The sequence below is a fragment of the Haladaptatus sp. R4 genome, from assembly GCF_001625445.1.
GTDB lineage: Archaea > Halobacteriota > Halobacteria > Halobacteriales > Haladaptataceae > Haladaptatus.
On record NZ_LWHG01000032.1, the window covers coordinates 138,199 to 153,292 of the forward strand.

Annotated in this window: 16 protein-coding genes and 4 pseudogenes; 9 read left to right on the forward strand and 11 right to left on the reverse strand. The window is 63.1% G+C overall.

Translation table 11 applies throughout. The features are described 5' to 3' along the window. The first annotated feature begins 167 nt into the window (after nt 1-167). On the forward strand, nt 168-947 hold the full coding sequence (locus A4G99_RS22430; RefSeq protein ID WP_066148446.1) for a hypothetical protein: 780 nt from the start codon (nt 168-170) through the stop codon (nt 945-947). 128 nt (nt 948-1,075) lie between these two features. On the opposite strand, the gene A4G99_RS29555 is transcribed toward A4G99_RS22430, so the two are convergent. From A4G99_RS29555 to A4G99_RS22440, 3 genes and pseudogenes are all read right to left on the reverse strand, one after another. Continuing rightward, a complete protein-coding gene (locus A4G99_RS29555; protein WP_342764547.1) occupies nt 1,076-1,384 on the reverse strand; it encodes an FtsX-like permease family protein in 309 nt (102 codons plus the stop codon). Continuing rightward, nucleotides 1,381-2,313: an ABC transporter permease gene (locus A4G99_RS22435; protein ID WP_342764548.1), complete on the reverse strand. Its 933-nt coding sequence runs from the start codon at nt 2,311-2,313 to the stop codon at nt 1,381-1,383. Before A4G99_RS22435 ends, A4G99_RS29555 begins: the two co-directional genes overlap by 4 nt. A gap of 8 nt (nt 2,314-2,321) precedes the next feature. Then, nucleotides 2,322-3,067 (reverse strand): annotated as a pseudogene (locus A4G99_RS22440) (ABC transporter ATP-binding protein). Between the two features lie 195 nt (nt 3,068-3,262). Here A4G99_RS22440 and A4G99_RS22445 point away from each other — a divergent pair. Together A4G99_RS22445 and A4G99_RS30060 are read left to right on the forward strand one after the other, a co-directional pair. Further along, on the forward strand, nt 3,263-3,715 hold the full coding sequence (locus tag A4G99_RS22445) for a pyridoxamine 5'-phosphate oxidase family protein (RefSeq protein ID WP_066148448.1): 453 nt from the start codon (nt 3,263-3,265) through the stop codon (nt 3,713-3,715). 76 nt (nt 3,716-3,791) lie between these two features. Beyond that, nucleotides 3,792-5,025: pseudogene (locus A4G99_RS30060) on the forward strand (M20 family metallo-hydrolase). Here the strand turns inward: A4G99_RS30060 and A4G99_RS22455 are convergent. After that, nucleotides 5,016-5,717: a DUF502 domain-containing protein gene (locus A4G99_RS22455; RefSeq protein WP_066148450.1), complete on the reverse strand. Its 702-nt coding sequence runs from the start codon at nt 5,715-5,717 to the stop codon at nt 5,016-5,018. The pseudogene A4G99_RS30060 and the gene A4G99_RS22455 sit on opposite strands and share 10 nt — an antisense overlap. A 111-nt stretch (nt 5,718-5,828) precedes the next feature. Here A4G99_RS22455 and A4G99_RS22460 point away from each other — a divergent pair, with 111 nt between their 5' ends. Both A4G99_RS22460 and A4G99_RS22465 read left to right on the forward strand, forming a co-directional pair. After that, a complete protein-coding gene (locus tag A4G99_RS22460) occupies nt 5,829-6,497 on the forward strand; it encodes a helix-turn-helix domain-containing protein (RefSeq protein WP_066148452.1) in 669 nt (222 codons plus the stop codon). A gap of 166 nt (nt 6,498-6,663) precedes the next feature. Beyond that, complete coding sequence (locus A4G99_RS22465; protein WP_223302149.1) at nt 6,664-7,533, forward strand: AEC family transporter; 870 nt, start codon at nt 6,664-6,666, stop codon at nt 7,531-7,533. Nucleotides 7,534-7,622: 89 nt separating this feature from the next. Here the strand turns inward: A4G99_RS22465 and A4G99_RS22470 are convergent, their stop codons facing one another. The 7 genes and pseudogenes from A4G99_RS22470 to A4G99_RS22485 all read right to left on the reverse strand — a co-directional run bounded on the left by A4G99_RS22470 (nt 7,623) and on the right by A4G99_RS22485 (nt 11,699). Next, the gene (locus A4G99_RS22470) at nt 7,623-8,714 is read right to left on the reverse strand and encodes an AI-2E family transporter (RefSeq protein ID WP_066148454.1); all 1,092 of its coding nucleotides are present in this window, start codon (nt 8,712-8,714) and stop codon (nt 7,623-7,625) included. 52 nt (nt 8,715-8,766) lie between these two features. Continuing rightward, nucleotides 8,767-8,955 (reverse strand): hypothetical protein, encoded by a 189-nt coding sequence (locus A4G99_RS22475; protein WP_066148456.1) that lies wholly within the window; start codon nt 8,953-8,955, stop codon nt 8,767-8,769. Nucleotides 8,956-9,042: 87 nt separating this feature from the next. Then, nucleotides 9,043-9,189: a hypothetical protein gene (locus tag A4G99_RS28045; protein ID WP_223302150.1), complete on the reverse strand. Its 147-nt coding sequence runs from the start codon at nt 9,187-9,189 to the stop codon at nt 9,043-9,045. Further along, nucleotides 9,158-9,415, reverse strand: a complete 258-nt coding sequence (locus tag A4G99_RS28050; protein ID WP_223302151.1) for an STAS domain-containing protein — start codon at nt 9,413-9,415, stop codon at nt 9,158-9,160. The genes A4G99_RS28045 and A4G99_RS28050 overlap by 32 nt, the downstream gene beginning before the upstream one ends. Further along, nucleotides 9,376-10,059: a SulP family inorganic anion transporter gene (locus tag A4G99_RS29095; RefSeq protein ID WP_255359176.1), complete on the reverse strand. Its 684-nt coding sequence runs from the start codon at nt 10,057-10,059 to the stop codon at nt 9,376-9,378. The genes A4G99_RS28050 and A4G99_RS29095 overlap by 40 nt, the downstream gene beginning before the upstream one ends. A gap of 124 nt (nt 10,060-10,183) precedes the next feature. Then, nucleotides 10,184-10,726, reverse strand: a pseudogene (locus A4G99_RS29100) (SulP family inorganic anion transporter); the annotation flags it as partial. A gap of 13 nt (nt 10,727-10,739) precedes the next feature. After that, complete coding sequence (locus A4G99_RS22485) at nt 10,740-11,699, reverse strand: PrsW family intramembrane metalloprotease (RefSeq protein WP_066148458.1); 960 nt, start codon at nt 11,697-11,699, stop codon at nt 10,740-10,742. 222 nt (nt 11,700-11,921) lie between these two features. Here A4G99_RS22485 and A4G99_RS29105 point away from each other — a divergent pair, with 222 nt between their 5' ends. The 4 genes and pseudogenes from A4G99_RS29105 to galK all read left to right on the forward strand — a co-directional run bounded on the left by A4G99_RS29105 (nt 11,922) and on the right by galK (nt 14,894). Then, the gene (locus A4G99_RS29105) at nt 11,922-12,317 is read left to right on the forward strand and encodes an MFS transporter (RefSeq protein WP_255359177.1); all 396 of its coding nucleotides are present in this window, start codon (nt 11,922-11,924) and stop codon (nt 12,315-12,317) included. Continuing rightward, nucleotides 12,206-13,077 (forward strand): annotated as a pseudogene (locus tag A4G99_RS22490) (MFS transporter). The gene A4G99_RS29105 and the pseudogene A4G99_RS22490 overlap by 112 nt, the downstream one beginning before the upstream one ends. Beyond that, nucleotides 13,041-13,529 carry an MFS transporter gene (locus A4G99_RS30065; protein ID WP_394337479.1) on the forward strand — a complete coding sequence of 163 codons (489 nt, stop codon included), beginning with the start codon at nt 13,041-13,043 and terminating at the stop codon, nt 13,527-13,529. The pseudogene A4G99_RS22490 and the gene A4G99_RS30065 overlap by 37 nt, the downstream one beginning before the upstream one ends. Before the next feature lie 207 nt (nt 13,530-13,736). After that, the gene (gene galK, locus A4G99_RS22495) at nt 13,737-14,894 is read left to right on the forward strand and encodes a galactokinase (protein WP_223302152.1); all 1,158 of its coding nucleotides are present in this window, start codon (nt 13,737-13,739) and stop codon (nt 14,892-14,894) included. Nucleotides 14,895-15,094: the final 200 nt, after the last annotated feature.

Genomic DNA, 15,094 nt, shown 5'->3' on the forward strand with positions numbered 1-15,094 from the left:
ACAGAGTGAAAACCGATAGTCGAGATCGGCATCGGATCAGAACACGACTAGTAAATCAACATCTAGTCTCCCACATATGTTCAATTATTTCTCTGCAAAAGATAAAATAAATAATTTGTCGTCAGATAATATTATGTGCGAATGGCCAACTGTTTTCTCATGCAGCGATGAAAGACGGAAACGAAAAAGCAGCCGAAACGGAGGACAGTGGGATAAATCGCCGGAACGTTATCAAGAAGGGATCCCTCGCCGGGCTCGGCGCGCTCGGAGTCGGAGGGCTTTCAGCGACCACGTTTTCCGCCCCAGCGGATGCGGCAAACATATGCGCAACCGGTGTCGAAGCACAGTGTGGTGGCGGCGGCGGCGACGGAACGTTCGTGCAGAACCACGATACGGACAGCTATGGCGACATCGCCGGTATAGAACTTGCCACCGGCGGGCCGATCAGTTCCAACGCGACGACCATCGAACAAGGTCTCAGTTGGGGGCTGAACTCCACCACGTATTACACGCTCGACAACCTCGAACTCACGTTCCGTCAGGCGTCGGGTCCGGCCGATATCGCCGTCTCGGACATACAGTACTACGACCAAGGCAGCGAGACCATACCGACGGTGGTTCGGTACGCGCTCGATACCCTGTGGTCGTTGTCCGAAATTCCTGCACCGAGTCCACTCAGTTTGGCCCCCAAGGATAACAACCCGATTTCGAGACTGAGCGACAAGGACGGGTTCACCGCAACCTATCCCGAGCTTCGGGTGGACAAGACGTGTGGGACGGACATGTTGATCGATTTCGGCACGGACGGAGACTGCCAAACGGGAACCTACGAGTTCGACGTGGAACTTACCGCGGACGTGATGTACAATCCCGCAAGTGCCCCTGCGGACAAGAAAGACTCGCTCTCCTGCGATGCGAGCTTCAGCATCGATCTGACCAGCTGTTGAGATACCTATCGACTTTTATCCGTACGGTAGAACCGTATCACGACACCTCTCGTTACTAAATTTCATCGTTTTCAGTCGGATGAGCGGGTCGTAGACGCCCACGAAATCCAGCGCGGTCACGACTCGTTCTACTCGTACCGCAACGCGTCGATGGGGTCCACCCGCGCGGCGTTCCACGCCGGGTAGAGACCGGTGACCATTCCGACGAGGATACCGACCCCGATGGCGAGGGGGACGACTTCGTACGCGAAGACGAGCGGCAGACCGACGTACTGCGTGGCGATGTAGCCACCGACGGCACCGAGTGCGACGCCGAAGATAGAACCGACGACGCCGAGCAGGACGGCCTGCATCAGAAACAGTTGGAGCACGTCGCGGTTCCCCGCGCCGACGGCTTTCATGATACCGATCTCGCGGGTGCGTTCGGTCACGCTCACCAGCATGATGTTGGCGATGCCGATGGCCCCGCGACGACGAGCGAGATGACCGCGATGCTCGTGATGAACGTCGTCAGCGTCGTGAGCACGTCCTTCAGCCGATTCACGAGGTCCTGGTCGGTTCGCACCCGAATGGCGTACTTGTCGGGCGTGAGTCGGACCGCGTCGGAATTGGAGTGAAGGTAGGCTTTCACCGCCCGCTTGCTTTGAGGAATCGTCGCGTGGTTCTTTGCGACCACCGTCAGGAGCGGGTAGACGCGCTCGTCGGTACCCTGCGTCGGACTCTTCACCGTCGAACTGTAGAACGGCCGTGTCGGGACGTACACCTGCGGGAGCGACCCGCCGCTGTCGAACTGGCCGTTCCCGTTCGAGTGGCGTAACACGCCGACGACGCGGGCGCGCACGGTACTGCCGTCGCTCGTTCTGATCTCGACGCTGTCACCGACGCGGAGGGTGTCGTCGAACATCGTCGCCGCCGCCGGGTTCACCACGACTTCGCGTTTTCCCTGCCGAAACGACTCGCCGTGAGCGAATTTTCGGGTTCGGAACTGCGCCGGCGTCGTCGCCACGATCTGATTTTGGCTCACCGTCTGGCCGCCGTGGGAGAGCGCGATGACGGGGAGGATACCTCTCGGAACCACCGTCGCGACGCCGTCGATGTGGCGGAGTCGGTCGACGTCGTGGGCGGTGAAGACGGGTTGTGCACCGAATCCGGCTTGGCCGCCGGGCGGACCCGCCCAGACGTACACGTTCGGCGCGTGGCCGCCGGTGAACTCGTGGAGGATATCGACGCGAAGGCTGGTGCCGAGCGTGACGAGCGTGATGACGGCGGCGATGCCGATGACGACGCCGAACGCCGAAAGCGAGGAGCGAACGCGATGGCTTCGGATCGCCCTGAGGCTCATTCGGAGCGTTTCGCGGAACTCCATTTGTCTCGCTACCGCGTCCCTTCGACCCGCCGCCGCGAATCGATTTCCTCCACCCGTTCGACGGTGCCGTCGAGGATGTGAACCACGCGCTCGGCGTGTTCGGCGATGTGGCGCTCGTGCGTCACCATCAGTACGGTGTTCCCCTCGTCGTTGAGTTCCTCGAACAGGGCCATTATCTGCTGACCCGTCTCGCTGTCGAGGTTGCCGGTTGGCTCGTCGGCGAGGATGATGGCCGGATCGTTCGCCAGCGCGCGGGCGATGGCCACGCGCTGGCGTTGGCCACCCGATAGTTCGTTCGGCCGGTGGTCCTCCCGGCCGCGAAGGCCCCCCCGGTACAGCAAGTCGTCGGCCCGCTCCCGGCGGTCGTTCGTGAGACGCCGCGAAACACGAGCGGAAGCGCGACGTTCTCGCGGGCGGTGAGACGCGGCATCAGGTTGAATGTCTGGAAGACGAAACCTATCTCCTCGCCACGAACCCTCGTCCGCTCTTTGTCCGACAGATCGGTGACGTCACGTCCGTTGATGGAGATGCGTCCCTCGGTCGGCGTGTCGAGACACCCAATGAGGTTGAGGAGGGTGCTCTTTCCCGACCCACTCGGTCCCATCACTGCCGTGTACGCCCCCCGGGGAATCGACAGGTTCACACCGTCGAGTGCGTGAACCGGCTCCCCCAGAAAGTACGTTTTTCGAACGTCCGCCAGTGTCACCGCATTTCTCTGCCCCTCGTCGGAACTCGCCGAGTGGCTGGCTGCCATAGTACAGGTTACTATCCCGACAGTCTAAACCCTACTCCATAACACGATACCGGGGATGGGAAAAATAACGACGGAGCGGGGTTACACTCATCGTCGCCGGTTCGGAACGTGAAACGTCTCAGGTACCGGGCATTTCCGTCTCCACAATCGCGGGTTATTCGGTCGTCGGGGGCGTATATCGTCGGTGAATTTCCGATGACCGAACTATCAGGCGAGTGGTCGAAGGACGAACTGATCGGGTACTTCGAGCGGACGACCGTTCCGCTTCGGTTGGCCTGTAGGACCCCGTCGGGGAACCTGTGGATGGTATCGCTCTGGTACCTGTACGACGGCGACGCCCTCCGGTGTGCGACCGCCGCGAGCGCGGACATCGTCGGCCTGCTTCGGAAGAATCCGTCCGTCGCCTTCGAGGTGTCAACGAACGACCCGCCGTACACCGGGGTACGAGGGAACGGAACCGCGAGCGTGGAACCCGATCCGGGGAAGGAACTGCTTCGGGAGTTGGTGACTCGGTATCTCGGGGACGCCGATTCACGACTCGCCCGGGAGTTGCTGTCGGACGACCGAACCGAGGTGACCGTCCGGATCGAACCGAACCGCCTGCACAGTTGGGATTTCACCGCTCGAATGGGCGAGCAATCTCCATGACGTGACGACGGGGGACTTCCGGCAGTTCATACCGCCCACCCCGACCTACTTGTGGCGCGCGGACGACACGGAACGCATGAGAATCGACCGGGACCGACTGCGAAAGGACATCGAGGCGAACGCCGAATTCGGCGCGCTGGACGACGCCGAACACGGGCGAACCGTCCTGACTGGAACGGAAGCGAACCGGCGGGCGCGGGAGTACTTCGTGGAGCGACTGGAGGACGCCGGATTGGACGTTCGCGTGGACGCCGTCGGCAACATCGCGGGGCGGTGGACGCCCGAAAGCGCCGACCCGGACGCCGCACCGGTGGCGGCCGGGAGCCACCTCGACTCGGTGCCGGAGGGCGGCATCTTCGATGGCCCGCTTGGCGTGTATTCGGCGTTGGAAGCCGTACGGGCGATGCAGGATTCGGGAATCGAACCGACCGTCCGGACGACGTCGTCTCGTTCACCGAGGAGGAAGGCCAGCGGTTCGCCAGCGGCCTGCTCGGGTCCTCGGTCGCCGTCGGCGAGCGGTCGGTCGATGACGCGCTGGCGCTGACGACGGGCGGACGACGTTGGCCGACGCGCTCGATTCGATGGGATTCCGGGGGGAGGGACGACTCGATGCGAGCGAATGGGACTCGTGGCTCGAACTCCACGTCGAACAGAGCCGACGCCTTGAACGGGCCGACGTGTCGGTCGGCGTCGTGACGACGATCACGGGATCACGCACTGCGACGTGGAAGTTCGAGGCGAGGCGAACCACGCCGGGGCGACCCCGATGGCGGAGCGAACGGACGCGCTCGTCGCGTCAGGCGAGTTCGTTCAAGACGTGGAACGGGCCGCGAACGAAGTCAGCGAGACGGCCGTCGGGACCGTCGGAAAGATCGATGCGCGACCGAACGCGACGAACGTCGTCCCCGGAACGGTCACGATGGGCGTCGATATTCGGGACGTGGAGTACGAGTCGATGACGAACTGGTCTCGCGCGCGGAGGAGTCGCTCACGATTCTCGAATCGGAGCGCGGCGTCGAGGACGGCCCTCTCCCGCGACTTCGACCTCGAACCGACGGACATGAGCGAGCGCTGTCGGGAAGCGGTGCACGAAGCGGGCGAAAAGTCGGAAATCGAGACGCTCGACCTCCACTCGGGGGCGGCCCACGACACGATGCACGTCGCGGACGTGACGGACGCGGCGATGTTGTTCGCGCCGTCGCGCGACGGGATTTCGCACAACCCCGCCGAATGGACCGACTGGGAGGACTGTGCGCTCGACGCGAGTGCTCGCTGGCGGACTCACATCGCTAGCCGGAAATCAGTCCTGATACCGAGCCACGTCTTGCCCCGTCAGACGTCGGAGTTGGTCTTCGCTCAGCCCCTCCGTACTGGCTCCCATCTCGTCCAGTCCGACGCCGCTGGTGACGAGGGCGCGGAACGCGACTTCCAGTGGAATATCGACGTCCAGGAGGTCGTCGTTGGGAACGTTGACGACGAACCCGCCCATCACCGGGTTCGGAGCCATCGGCAGGAAGACGGTGGTCATCTTCTCCTCGCCGGTCGCTTTTCGCACCTCGTCCGGCGTCTCCGCCGTGACGAACGCGAACGTGTACGTGTCGTCGGTCGGGAATTCGAGCAGTTTCACGTCCCGAAAGTGGTCCTCGTCGCTCTCGATCATCGCGTCCCCCATCCGGCGGAAACTCCGATAGACGGTGCCGAGTCCGGGAATCTGGCTGATAGCGTAATCGAAGTTATCGATGGCGCGCTCGCCGACCGGCGAGTGGGCGACGAACCCGACCATCAATATCATGGACACGATGACCAGTACCGCGATGCCACCGAGGACGAATATGGAGCCGACGGGAACGAGCCCCAAGAGCGGAATCAGCATGTTCCTGACGAACTTGAGCAAAACGACGACGACGTACAACGTAATGAGAAGGGGAACGACGACGGTAATACCAGTGAGCGCCGTCTCCCGTAGTTTATCCAATAGTGACAAATCGTCCGAAGTAGCCATCGTACAGCACACTCGGGCGGGGGCTAAAGAGCGTACTGGCTGAATATTCCAGCAGGGAAATTCATCAGCCGCCAGCAGAGTAATCCCTCGGAAGCGCCTAGCTCTACCTCCATGAGTACAATCGCCATCGTGCGACTCCCGGCATCGGAGTTCGCACTGGAGGCGACACTCGAACGGGTTCCGGGCGTTACGTTCGAAGTCGAACGTGTCGTCGCACCCGAAGCCGAGCGGGTAATGCCCTACGTCTGGGCGACGGCAGACCCGGACCAGTTCGACGCCCTCCACGCCGCCCTCGAAGACGACCCGACAACCGACGATATAGAGCTTCTCGCTGATTTGGACGACGAGTGGCTGTTTCGTATGGAGTGGGTCGGGAAAACCAGATTCGTCATCCACGTCCTCGTCGAGGAGAGCGGAACGATAATCGACGCGAACGGTAACGGCGACGAGTGGAAACTACGCATCCTGTTTCCCACTCGGGACGCACTGGGCGTGACGTACCAGTACTGCGAAGAACACGACATTCCGCTCGAAATCGAGCAGATATATCGACTCGACGAATCCCCTCGACGGGGACAGTACGGACTCACGAAGGAGCAGTACGACACCCTCGTCGCCGCGCTGGAGGAGGGCTACTACGACATCCCGCGGACGATTTCGGGCGAGGAACTCTCCCGGGACCTCGGAATCTCACACCAAGCCCTCTCCGAACGACTCCGTCGTGCGTACACGAACCTGATAGCGAACGCGCTCGTCATCGGCGAAGGCGAACTGGAATAGTCGTTTGTCGTCGATCCAGCTTCGGTTGAACCATCCTTATCCATCATAAAATATAACGATTATCCAAATATATGCGGAATTGACCGCAGAACGTGGCTTTAATTCGGTCGTCAGTAGAGTATCGTTCGATGGCCTACGAGACGATAGCCGATGCGAGGGGCAGTCGATGAGTGCGGTATCCGCGTTCACCTCCGCGATTCTCCCGATCATCGCCATCGCGGGCGTCGGATACGTCATCGGGTGGCGAACCGGCATCTCGGTCGATCAACTCAACACGGTCGCGCTGAACTTCTTCCTCCCGGCGCTCGTCTTCCACGGAATCGTCACCACCGATTTGAGCGGCAAGACGGTGCTCAACCTTGGTCTCGCCGTCTTCGCGTACACGCTCGTCATGATGGGCGTCGCGTACCTCAGCGGACGAACGCTCGACCTGCCGGACGCCGCCCTGCCCGGCGTCGTGTTGGCGAGCGCGTTCCCGAACTCCGGGTTCGTCGGAATCCCGCTCACGGAGTTCGTCTTCGGCGACGTCGGGCGGACCACGGCGACGCTGTTTCTCACGATACAGAGCGTCATCCTCTACACGGTCGGCGTCTACGTCGTCTCCGCGAGCAGCGATAACACCGCGGGCGTGCGAAGTGCGGTCCGAGAAGTGTTTCGACTGCCGCTCGTCTACGCCGTCGTCCTCGCGGCGCTCGTCCGTTTTCTGGGTCTCGTTCCGCCCGTCGATGGAACGTTCATGACGACGCTCGATAGCGTCGGGTCGGCGTCCGTCCCGTTGATGCTCACCGTCGTCGGCATCCAACTGGCGGAGGTGGACCTCGGCGGACTGCACCGAATCGCGCTCCCGACGCGCTCAAACTCGTCGTCGCGCCGGTTCTGGGGGCGGGTATCGCGGTCGTCGTCGGGTTCACGCGACCGCACGTGGGCAACATCTTCATCCTCGAATGTGCGACGCCCGCCGCCGTCACTCCGCTCGCCCTCACCATCGCCTACAGCGACCACGACGGGGAGTCGCTCTCGACCGCCGAGTACATGAGCACCGTCATCTTCGTCACGACGGTCCTCAGCGTCGTCATCCTGACCGCGCTCGTGGTCGCCATTCAGGGTGGCTATCTCTTTTAATCATCAACCGTCATTCGATTCCGGAGATCCGGGCCACGACAACGTCGGAAACACGACCCAGAGGAACTGCACCACGACGACCATGATGAACGGGCCGAGGAAGATACCGTACCAGCCGAAAATCGGCGGGCCGAGGAGATAGGCGAACACGATGAGGCTCGTCGGGAACAACCGTCCCGAGAGAACCGGACGGATGTAGGTCCGGACGACGTTGTCGAACGCGATTTCCATGATGAGCAGGAGCAGGATCGGAAACCAGAGCCGAACGGGGTCAGTTTCGAACGCGACGATGGCGAGGTAGGCGACGACGAAGAAGTAGACGATGGAGCGCCCGACGAGCGGGACGATGGTGGCGAGGCCGGTCGCAACCGCCACGAGCATCGTCTGGGGAATCACCATGCTCGGCGGCGCGACGAGGTTGAGCAGGTTGTAGATGACCGCGGACAGGACGATGATGACGAAGATGGTCAGGGTGTAGCCGAAGAACACGGAGTTCAGCCCCTGATCGACGGCTTGCAGGTACCGATAGGTGCTCGTTTCCTCGTCCGCGACCGTCCGCCGGAACCACCCCGTCATCGTCGCCTCGTCGCGCACGAGGAAGAAGACGAAGATGAGCGTGAGAAACAGGTTGTACGATTGGGCCGCGAACGTCCCCACGAACCCGCGAATCCGGAAGAGAAACGAACGAATCGATGGGTTCGTAAGCAGTTCCGAAACCGAGTCGTACAGCCTTTCGGGCGTCGTCGGAATCGTTCCGAAGTCGAAGCCCGGAAAGAGGGTTCGAACCAGCCGTTCGACGTCGGCGGCGCGGACGGCCGAAAGTTGACCGAACGCGATCACGGCTATCGCCGCGAGCAGCGCGATGAACGGCAGGATGATGAGCGCCAGCGTCAGAATCGTGGCGATTCCTGACGGCACTCCCCGCTCCTGGAGCCATCTTGAGATTGGCCGGGCGACGTAGTACAAAAAGAGGCCGAACACGAACCAGCCGAGATACGAATCGAGCGACGTGACGAGCACGACGGCCAACGCGGCGGCGAACACCCACCAACCGAGTTCGGTCGAACTCGTGCCATCGTCGCGCTCGAATTTCATGAACTCCTCCGGATACGGGGGGATACATCGAGAAGGATGTTAGTTTGGTGGGTCATTCCGACCGGTCGTCGTCCGGGAGAAGGGTGATCAATTGACTACCGAACGCGATCAGACCGATGAACAAGCCGCCGAAGGCTATCAAATCGCCATGAGTTCCGGGAACGGCGTAATCGAGAGTCATCCAGATGGCAATCAGCACGAGCAGAATGGCGAACAGCAGGATGTCAGTCGTTCGACTCATACACTTTCCTTCCGTTATTTTCAGATAATCGTTTCGAATTCATGACAGCAGTGCGTCACCGCTCCCGCTCCCACTCGTCGATGACCGTCACGACGCGCTCTCGTTGAGCGGCACGTCGCCGAACGGTTTCGTGGAATCGATGGCGGCGAGGGTGTCCCGAACCGGGCCGTCGGCCTCGGCCAATCGAAAGTCGATACCGCGCTTATCGAGGTCCTCGGCCAGCGATACGAGCATGTCGGCGGCGGTGAGGTCGCCGTCGCGACGAGCGCATGTCGAGGACGACGAGCGAGACGGGGCGCTCGCGGGTATCGACCTCGTCCATGACCGCCGCACGGATTGTCGGCGCGTTGGCGAAGAACAACTCGGCGTCCACGCGGTACACCAGCACGCCCGGAACGCGTTCGTTTTCCGGATGACGCGTCAGGTCGCTGAACTCGTCCGACCCCGGAACCCTGCCCATCGTAGCCGTGTGCGGGTAGGTTGCCCGCGCCACGACGACGAGGATCGAGACGAGGACGCCGATGAACACGCCGACAGCATCCCGAAGAAGAGGACGCCGAGAACGCGGACGCGGCCGTGGCGAACTCCGGCTTGTCGATGCGGTAGATGCGCTTGAGTTCCGACACGTCGACGAGTCCCGAGACGGCGACGACGACGACGGAGCGCGAGGACGGTTTCGGGAAGCGTCGCGAACAAGTCGGTCAAAAACAGGAGGACGAGGGTGATAGCAACCGCCGCGACGCCGCTCGTGAGTTGTGTCTTTCCGCCGACTTCGTCGTTGAGCGCGCTTCGGGACATGCTCCCCCCGACGACGAAGCCGTGACCGATTCCCGCCGCGAGGTTCGTGAGACCGTCCGCGAGGAGTTCCTGATTCGCGTCCACGGAGTCGTCGTGTCGCCGGGCGAACGTCTCGACGGCGCTCATCCCCTCGACGTACGAGAGCAGGAAGAGCGCGAGCGCGACGGGGAGCAGGTCGGGGAGGGTTCCGGCGGTCAGCGTCGGAATCGAGAGCGGCGGCAAGCCGTTCGGAATGTTCCCGACGATTTCGACGCCCCGTTCCTCCAGATTCGTCACCGCCAGCAGACCGGTCGCGAGGAGGACCACAAGGAGCGCGGTCGGAAATCGCCTCGCGTAGCGTTCGCCGAGGACGAGCAGGACGATGGCGGTCGACGCCGACGGCGAGCGTCGGCAGGTTCGTGGCTCCGAGGTGGGAGACGACGAACCCCAGTCGGTCGAAAAAGGTGCCGCTGGCCCGCGGAATCCCGAACAGTTTGTCGAGCTGAGTGGACGTGATGTACAGCGCCGCGCCCGCCGAGAAGCCGGTCAGAACGGATTCGGAGATGAAGTTCACGACGAAGCCGAGTCGGAACAGCCACGCGACGACGGAGATGAGACCGACGAGCAGCGTCGTCAGCGCCACGAGCGAGGCGTAGTCGGCCGGGGAACCGGAGGCCACCGAGCCGACACCCGAGGCGACGAGGATGGCGAGCGCGGACGTCGGACCGTAGATGACCTGTTTCGACGTGCCGACGAACACGTACGCGAGGAGGGCGAGGAGACTCGCGTACAGGCCTGTTTCCGGCGGTAGACCCGCCAGCGAGGCGTAAGCCATCCCCTCGGGAAGGATGGCGGCGGCAACCGTGATGCCCGCGAACAGGTCCGGACGGAACAACGACGCCTCGTAGCGGGGAAGCCAGCGAACGATCGGAAGGATCGATTCGATGGGGCCGTCGTCCGTATTTCCGTTCCGACGCGATGATTCCGGAGCCATTCGACGTCCTCGACTACGACGGACTCTGTTCGGGCTGTTCGGTCGCCTGCTGGTACTTGTGGCGGTACCGCGAAATCTTCCGGTAGAGGATCGCGAGGAAGATGCCGTCGTAAACGATGACGAAGGCGATGAACGTCACCCCCGTCAGCGGGAGGTACGTCACCAGCGTATCGTAGGTCGCGTGAATGAGCGCGGCGATGAGCAGGCCTTTGACGATGATGGGACCGCGATTTTCCGGGTTCCCCTTCGCCAAGCCGAGGTAGTAGCCCGCGAACGACGCGTAGATGACGTGGCCCGGGCCGACGAACGACCGCTGTGCGGCGGTGCCGACCACGACGCTGACGAGCCTCGACATCGGAAGCTTACCCGCCGTGAACAGCGCGTTCGTGATGTACGTGAAGTTTTCGATGGTCGCGAAGCCGAGTCCGGCGAACGCACCGAACACCGCGCCGTCGATGGCGGCGGAGAGGTACTCGGTTCGATAGGCGTACAACCGCGAAGCGAGCCACTTCGACGTCTCCTCGACCGGACCGACTTCCAGATAGAAGAACAGAATCGTTCCGACGACGGGAATCAGCTGGAAAACGGGTTGCAGCGCCGTGTTGAGCAGGGACGCGAACCCCGCGAACAACACACCCAGCAGGAACGTCACCGCGAGCGGCGCGAGCGGTTCCCGCTGCACGTCGTCGCCGTACCAGATGAGCGCCGCGAGGACGAACGCCGGAATCACCGACAGGAACGTCAACACCCCCAGCGCCGGTTCCACGAACAGGATGAACCCCGTGGCCGCGAGTTGCGCGACGAACAGCAACACCGCGAGCACGACGAATATCCGTTGCCAGTTGTTCGTGAGCCCACGGTAGATACCGACCGACACCCGGTCGAGTACCGTCCGTTTCTCCCACGTGGTAACGTCGTACAGGTCTTCTTCCCGAAGCGATCTTTCTATCTGCTCGTCTTCACTCCCACCCATAACCCGTAAACAACCCGACACGCCATAATCGTTGTTGGCAACGACGGGCGGTCCGCTACTTCGACCTTCGGACTGCGCGGGTCGTGTTGACGGGACAGAGGTTTATCCGAGGCGAACGTTTCTAGGGTCCGACGAAGAAGTTCTTCGGGGACGGGGGAAGGGTGAAGTTCGTACCATCGAACGCAGAGGGGAGAGGAACGAGCGAAGTGAACGGAGGGAGCCGTGGCTGAGGCGGACGCGGCGGACACGGAGGACGCGGTTTCGGTCTGGGAACCCTTGGGCGAACCCGTTTTCCGGGCGATGTGGACGGCGGCGTTGGTGTCGAACGTCGGAACGTGGATGCAGAACGTCGGCGCGGCGTGGCTGATGACCTCGCTGACCACCTCGGCGCTGTTGGTCGCGCTGGTGCAGACGGCGACGACGCTCCCGGTCGTGCTCGTGTCGCTTCCGGCGGGTGCCATCGGCGACATCGTGGACCGGCGTTGGCTGCTGTTGGTGGTGCAGGCGTGGATGCTGATCAGCGCCGTGATACTGAGCGGGCTGACGGCGGTCGGCGCGCGACGCCGTGGATACTGCTGTTGCTCACGTTCTCGCTCGGCTTCGGCACCGCGTTCCTGAACCCGACGTGGCAAGCGATTCAACCGGAGTTGGTCCCGCGAAGGGAGCTTCCGGCGGCGATTCGCTCGCGCGCAGTGGGATTCAACATCGCCCGCGCGGTCGGTCCGGCGGTCGGCGGCCTCATCCTCGCGGCGACCGGCACGGCGACGGTGTTCTTCCTCAACGCGGTGTCGTTCGTCGCCGTCCTCGTCGTCGTGAATCGCTGGAAGCGCGAACCGACGACCTCGGAACTGCCGCCGGAGCGCCTGTCGGAGTCGATCTATCGCGGCGTGCGGTTCGTCCGGACGCCCCGGCCCTGCGGTCGGTGCTGGCTCGAACGGTGCTGTTCATCGCCTTCGCCAGCGCGATTTGGGCGCTGTTGCCCCTGCTCGTCCGTAATCAACTCCACCTCGGTGCAGGCGGGTACGGCATCGTTCTCGGCGTCACGGGTCTCGGGTCGGCGGCCGGAATCACCGTCCTCGAACGGGCGCGAAAGCATTTCACGACGAACCAAGTCGTCCTCGGGGCGTCGGCCCTGTTCGGCCTCGTGCTGGTGGTGCTGGGGACCGTTCACGTCGTCCTCGTCGCGCTGGTCGCGGTTGCGCTCGGCGGCCTCGCGTGGATTTCGGTCCTGTCGAGCCTGAACACCGCCGTGCAGACGCTCTCGCCCGAGTGGGTCCGTGCACGGACGCTGTCGGTGTACATGCTGTTCTTCCTCGGCGGAATGGCGGTCAGCAGCCTCGGGTGGGGCGCGTCGCCGACCACCTCGGCACGCCGATAGCGCTCGTCATCGCAGGAGTCGGGTTGGTCGTCGGCCTCGTCGGGGGGATTCACTGGCGAATTCCCGAGACGGACGACCTCGACCTGCGACCCTCCGCGGACTGGTTCGACCCCAGAACGGAGTTCGAACCGGACCCCGACACCGGCCCCGTGCTCGTGAGCGTCGAGTATCGAATCGACCCGGCGACGGCGGACGATTTTCTGGCGGCCGTGGAGAAATTGGGGCGCGTTCGGCGGCGGAACGGGGCGCGATACTGGAACGTGTTCCGCGACACCGAAACCGACGACCGTTACCTCGAAGTGTACTTCACGGGGACGTGGATGGCCCACCTCCGCGAACACGAGCGCGTGTCGGTAGCCGACCGGGAGATACAGAGCCGAGCGGTGTCGTTTCACGTCGGCGACGAACCGCCGCAGGTATCGCACTTCATCTCGGGGACGGACGAATACTGACGCCATTTTATCACGGTTGGTACCGAAGCCGTGGCCATGCACGTTGCAGACGAGCGGCCCTCCAATCGGGCGGGAAAAACGACGCGTCGGCGAGTGGAGATGATGACACGTGGATGACGGCGACGATGGTTCCGACCTACGGAAAATCGCGGTCGAGCAGTTCGGCGACGGCGACGAGGAATTCGTGCGGGCTTCCGCACCCGGCCGGTGAACCTCATCGGCGGACACACGGACTACAACGACGGCTTCGTGCTTCCCGTCGCGATCGATCGGCGAACCGAAATCGCGGTGCGCCCCCGCACCGGGACCCGCGTCAGTACCGACCGTACCGTCCGGGCGTACTCGACGAACTTCGACGAGAGTCGTGAGTTCTCCCTCGATTCGTCCCCGAGCGAGGGATCATCGTGGCTCGGCTACATCGAGGGAATCGCCCGGGAACTCGCCGAGGGAGCGCCGGGAGTTTCGGGGTTCGACCTCGTCGTGGACGGCGACGTTCCGATGGGCAGCGGCCTCTCGTCGTCGGCCTCGCTCGAACTGGCGACCGCGACGGCGCTGAACGAGGCGTGGGACCTCGATTACACCCCGACCGAACTCGCGGACCTCGGTTGGCGGGTCGAACGGGAGTTCGTCGGCGTCGAGTGCGGCATCATGGACCAGTTCGTCGTCGCGCTCGGAGAGCGGGACCACGCGCTGTTTCTCGACTGCCGCACCCGAAACTACGAGCGCCACTCGCTGGACGGGGACGTTCGGGTCGTCGTGACGAACACGAACGTCGAACACGAGTTGGTCGATTCCGCGTACAACGAACGGGTCGCCCAGTGTGCGGAGGGCGTCGAACTGCTGGACGAGGCGCTCGGCGAGGACGTAAGCGCACTGCGCGACGTGTCGGTCGCCGAGTTCGAGGCGGTCGGGGACGAACTTCCGGAGACGATACGAGAGCGGTGCGGACACGTCGTGTACGAGAACGAGCGCCGTTCGCGAGGCCGCGAACGCGCTCGAAACCGGCGAGATGGGACGCGTCGGGGAACTGATGAACGAATCCCACCGGGGCCATTCCGCGACTCCTACGAAGTCAGCTGCCCGGAACTGGATTTTGTGGTCGAGGTGGCGGGCGACATCGACGCCGAACTCGGTTCGCGGATGACCGGTGCTGGATTCGGCGGGTGTGTCGTGAGCCTCGTCCGGGAGGAATCCGTCGAATCCTTCGCGGAAACCGTTCGGGAGGCGTATCTCGCCGAAACCGGCATCGAACCCGACGTCTTCCCGTGCGCGTCGCCGACGGCGCACGGGTCGAAGCGGGACTTGAGGATTGAGGGGGTAACGGGGAGCGTTCGTCCCGATAGACCGTACCATCGATTCCGCTGATGAATCACGTACCGGCGAACGCACCGCAGGTCGTGGTTGCCACACTGACCCGCATGATTTTACCAAACGACGATGTACGGAACGGAGAGTACATCATGTCCGAATCCGACCCGTTCGCTCCCGGACGGACCATCGCGCTCGAAGAACACTTCGCAACCCGACGATTCCTCGACGGTCCGGGCGAACACCTCGCCGAGAAC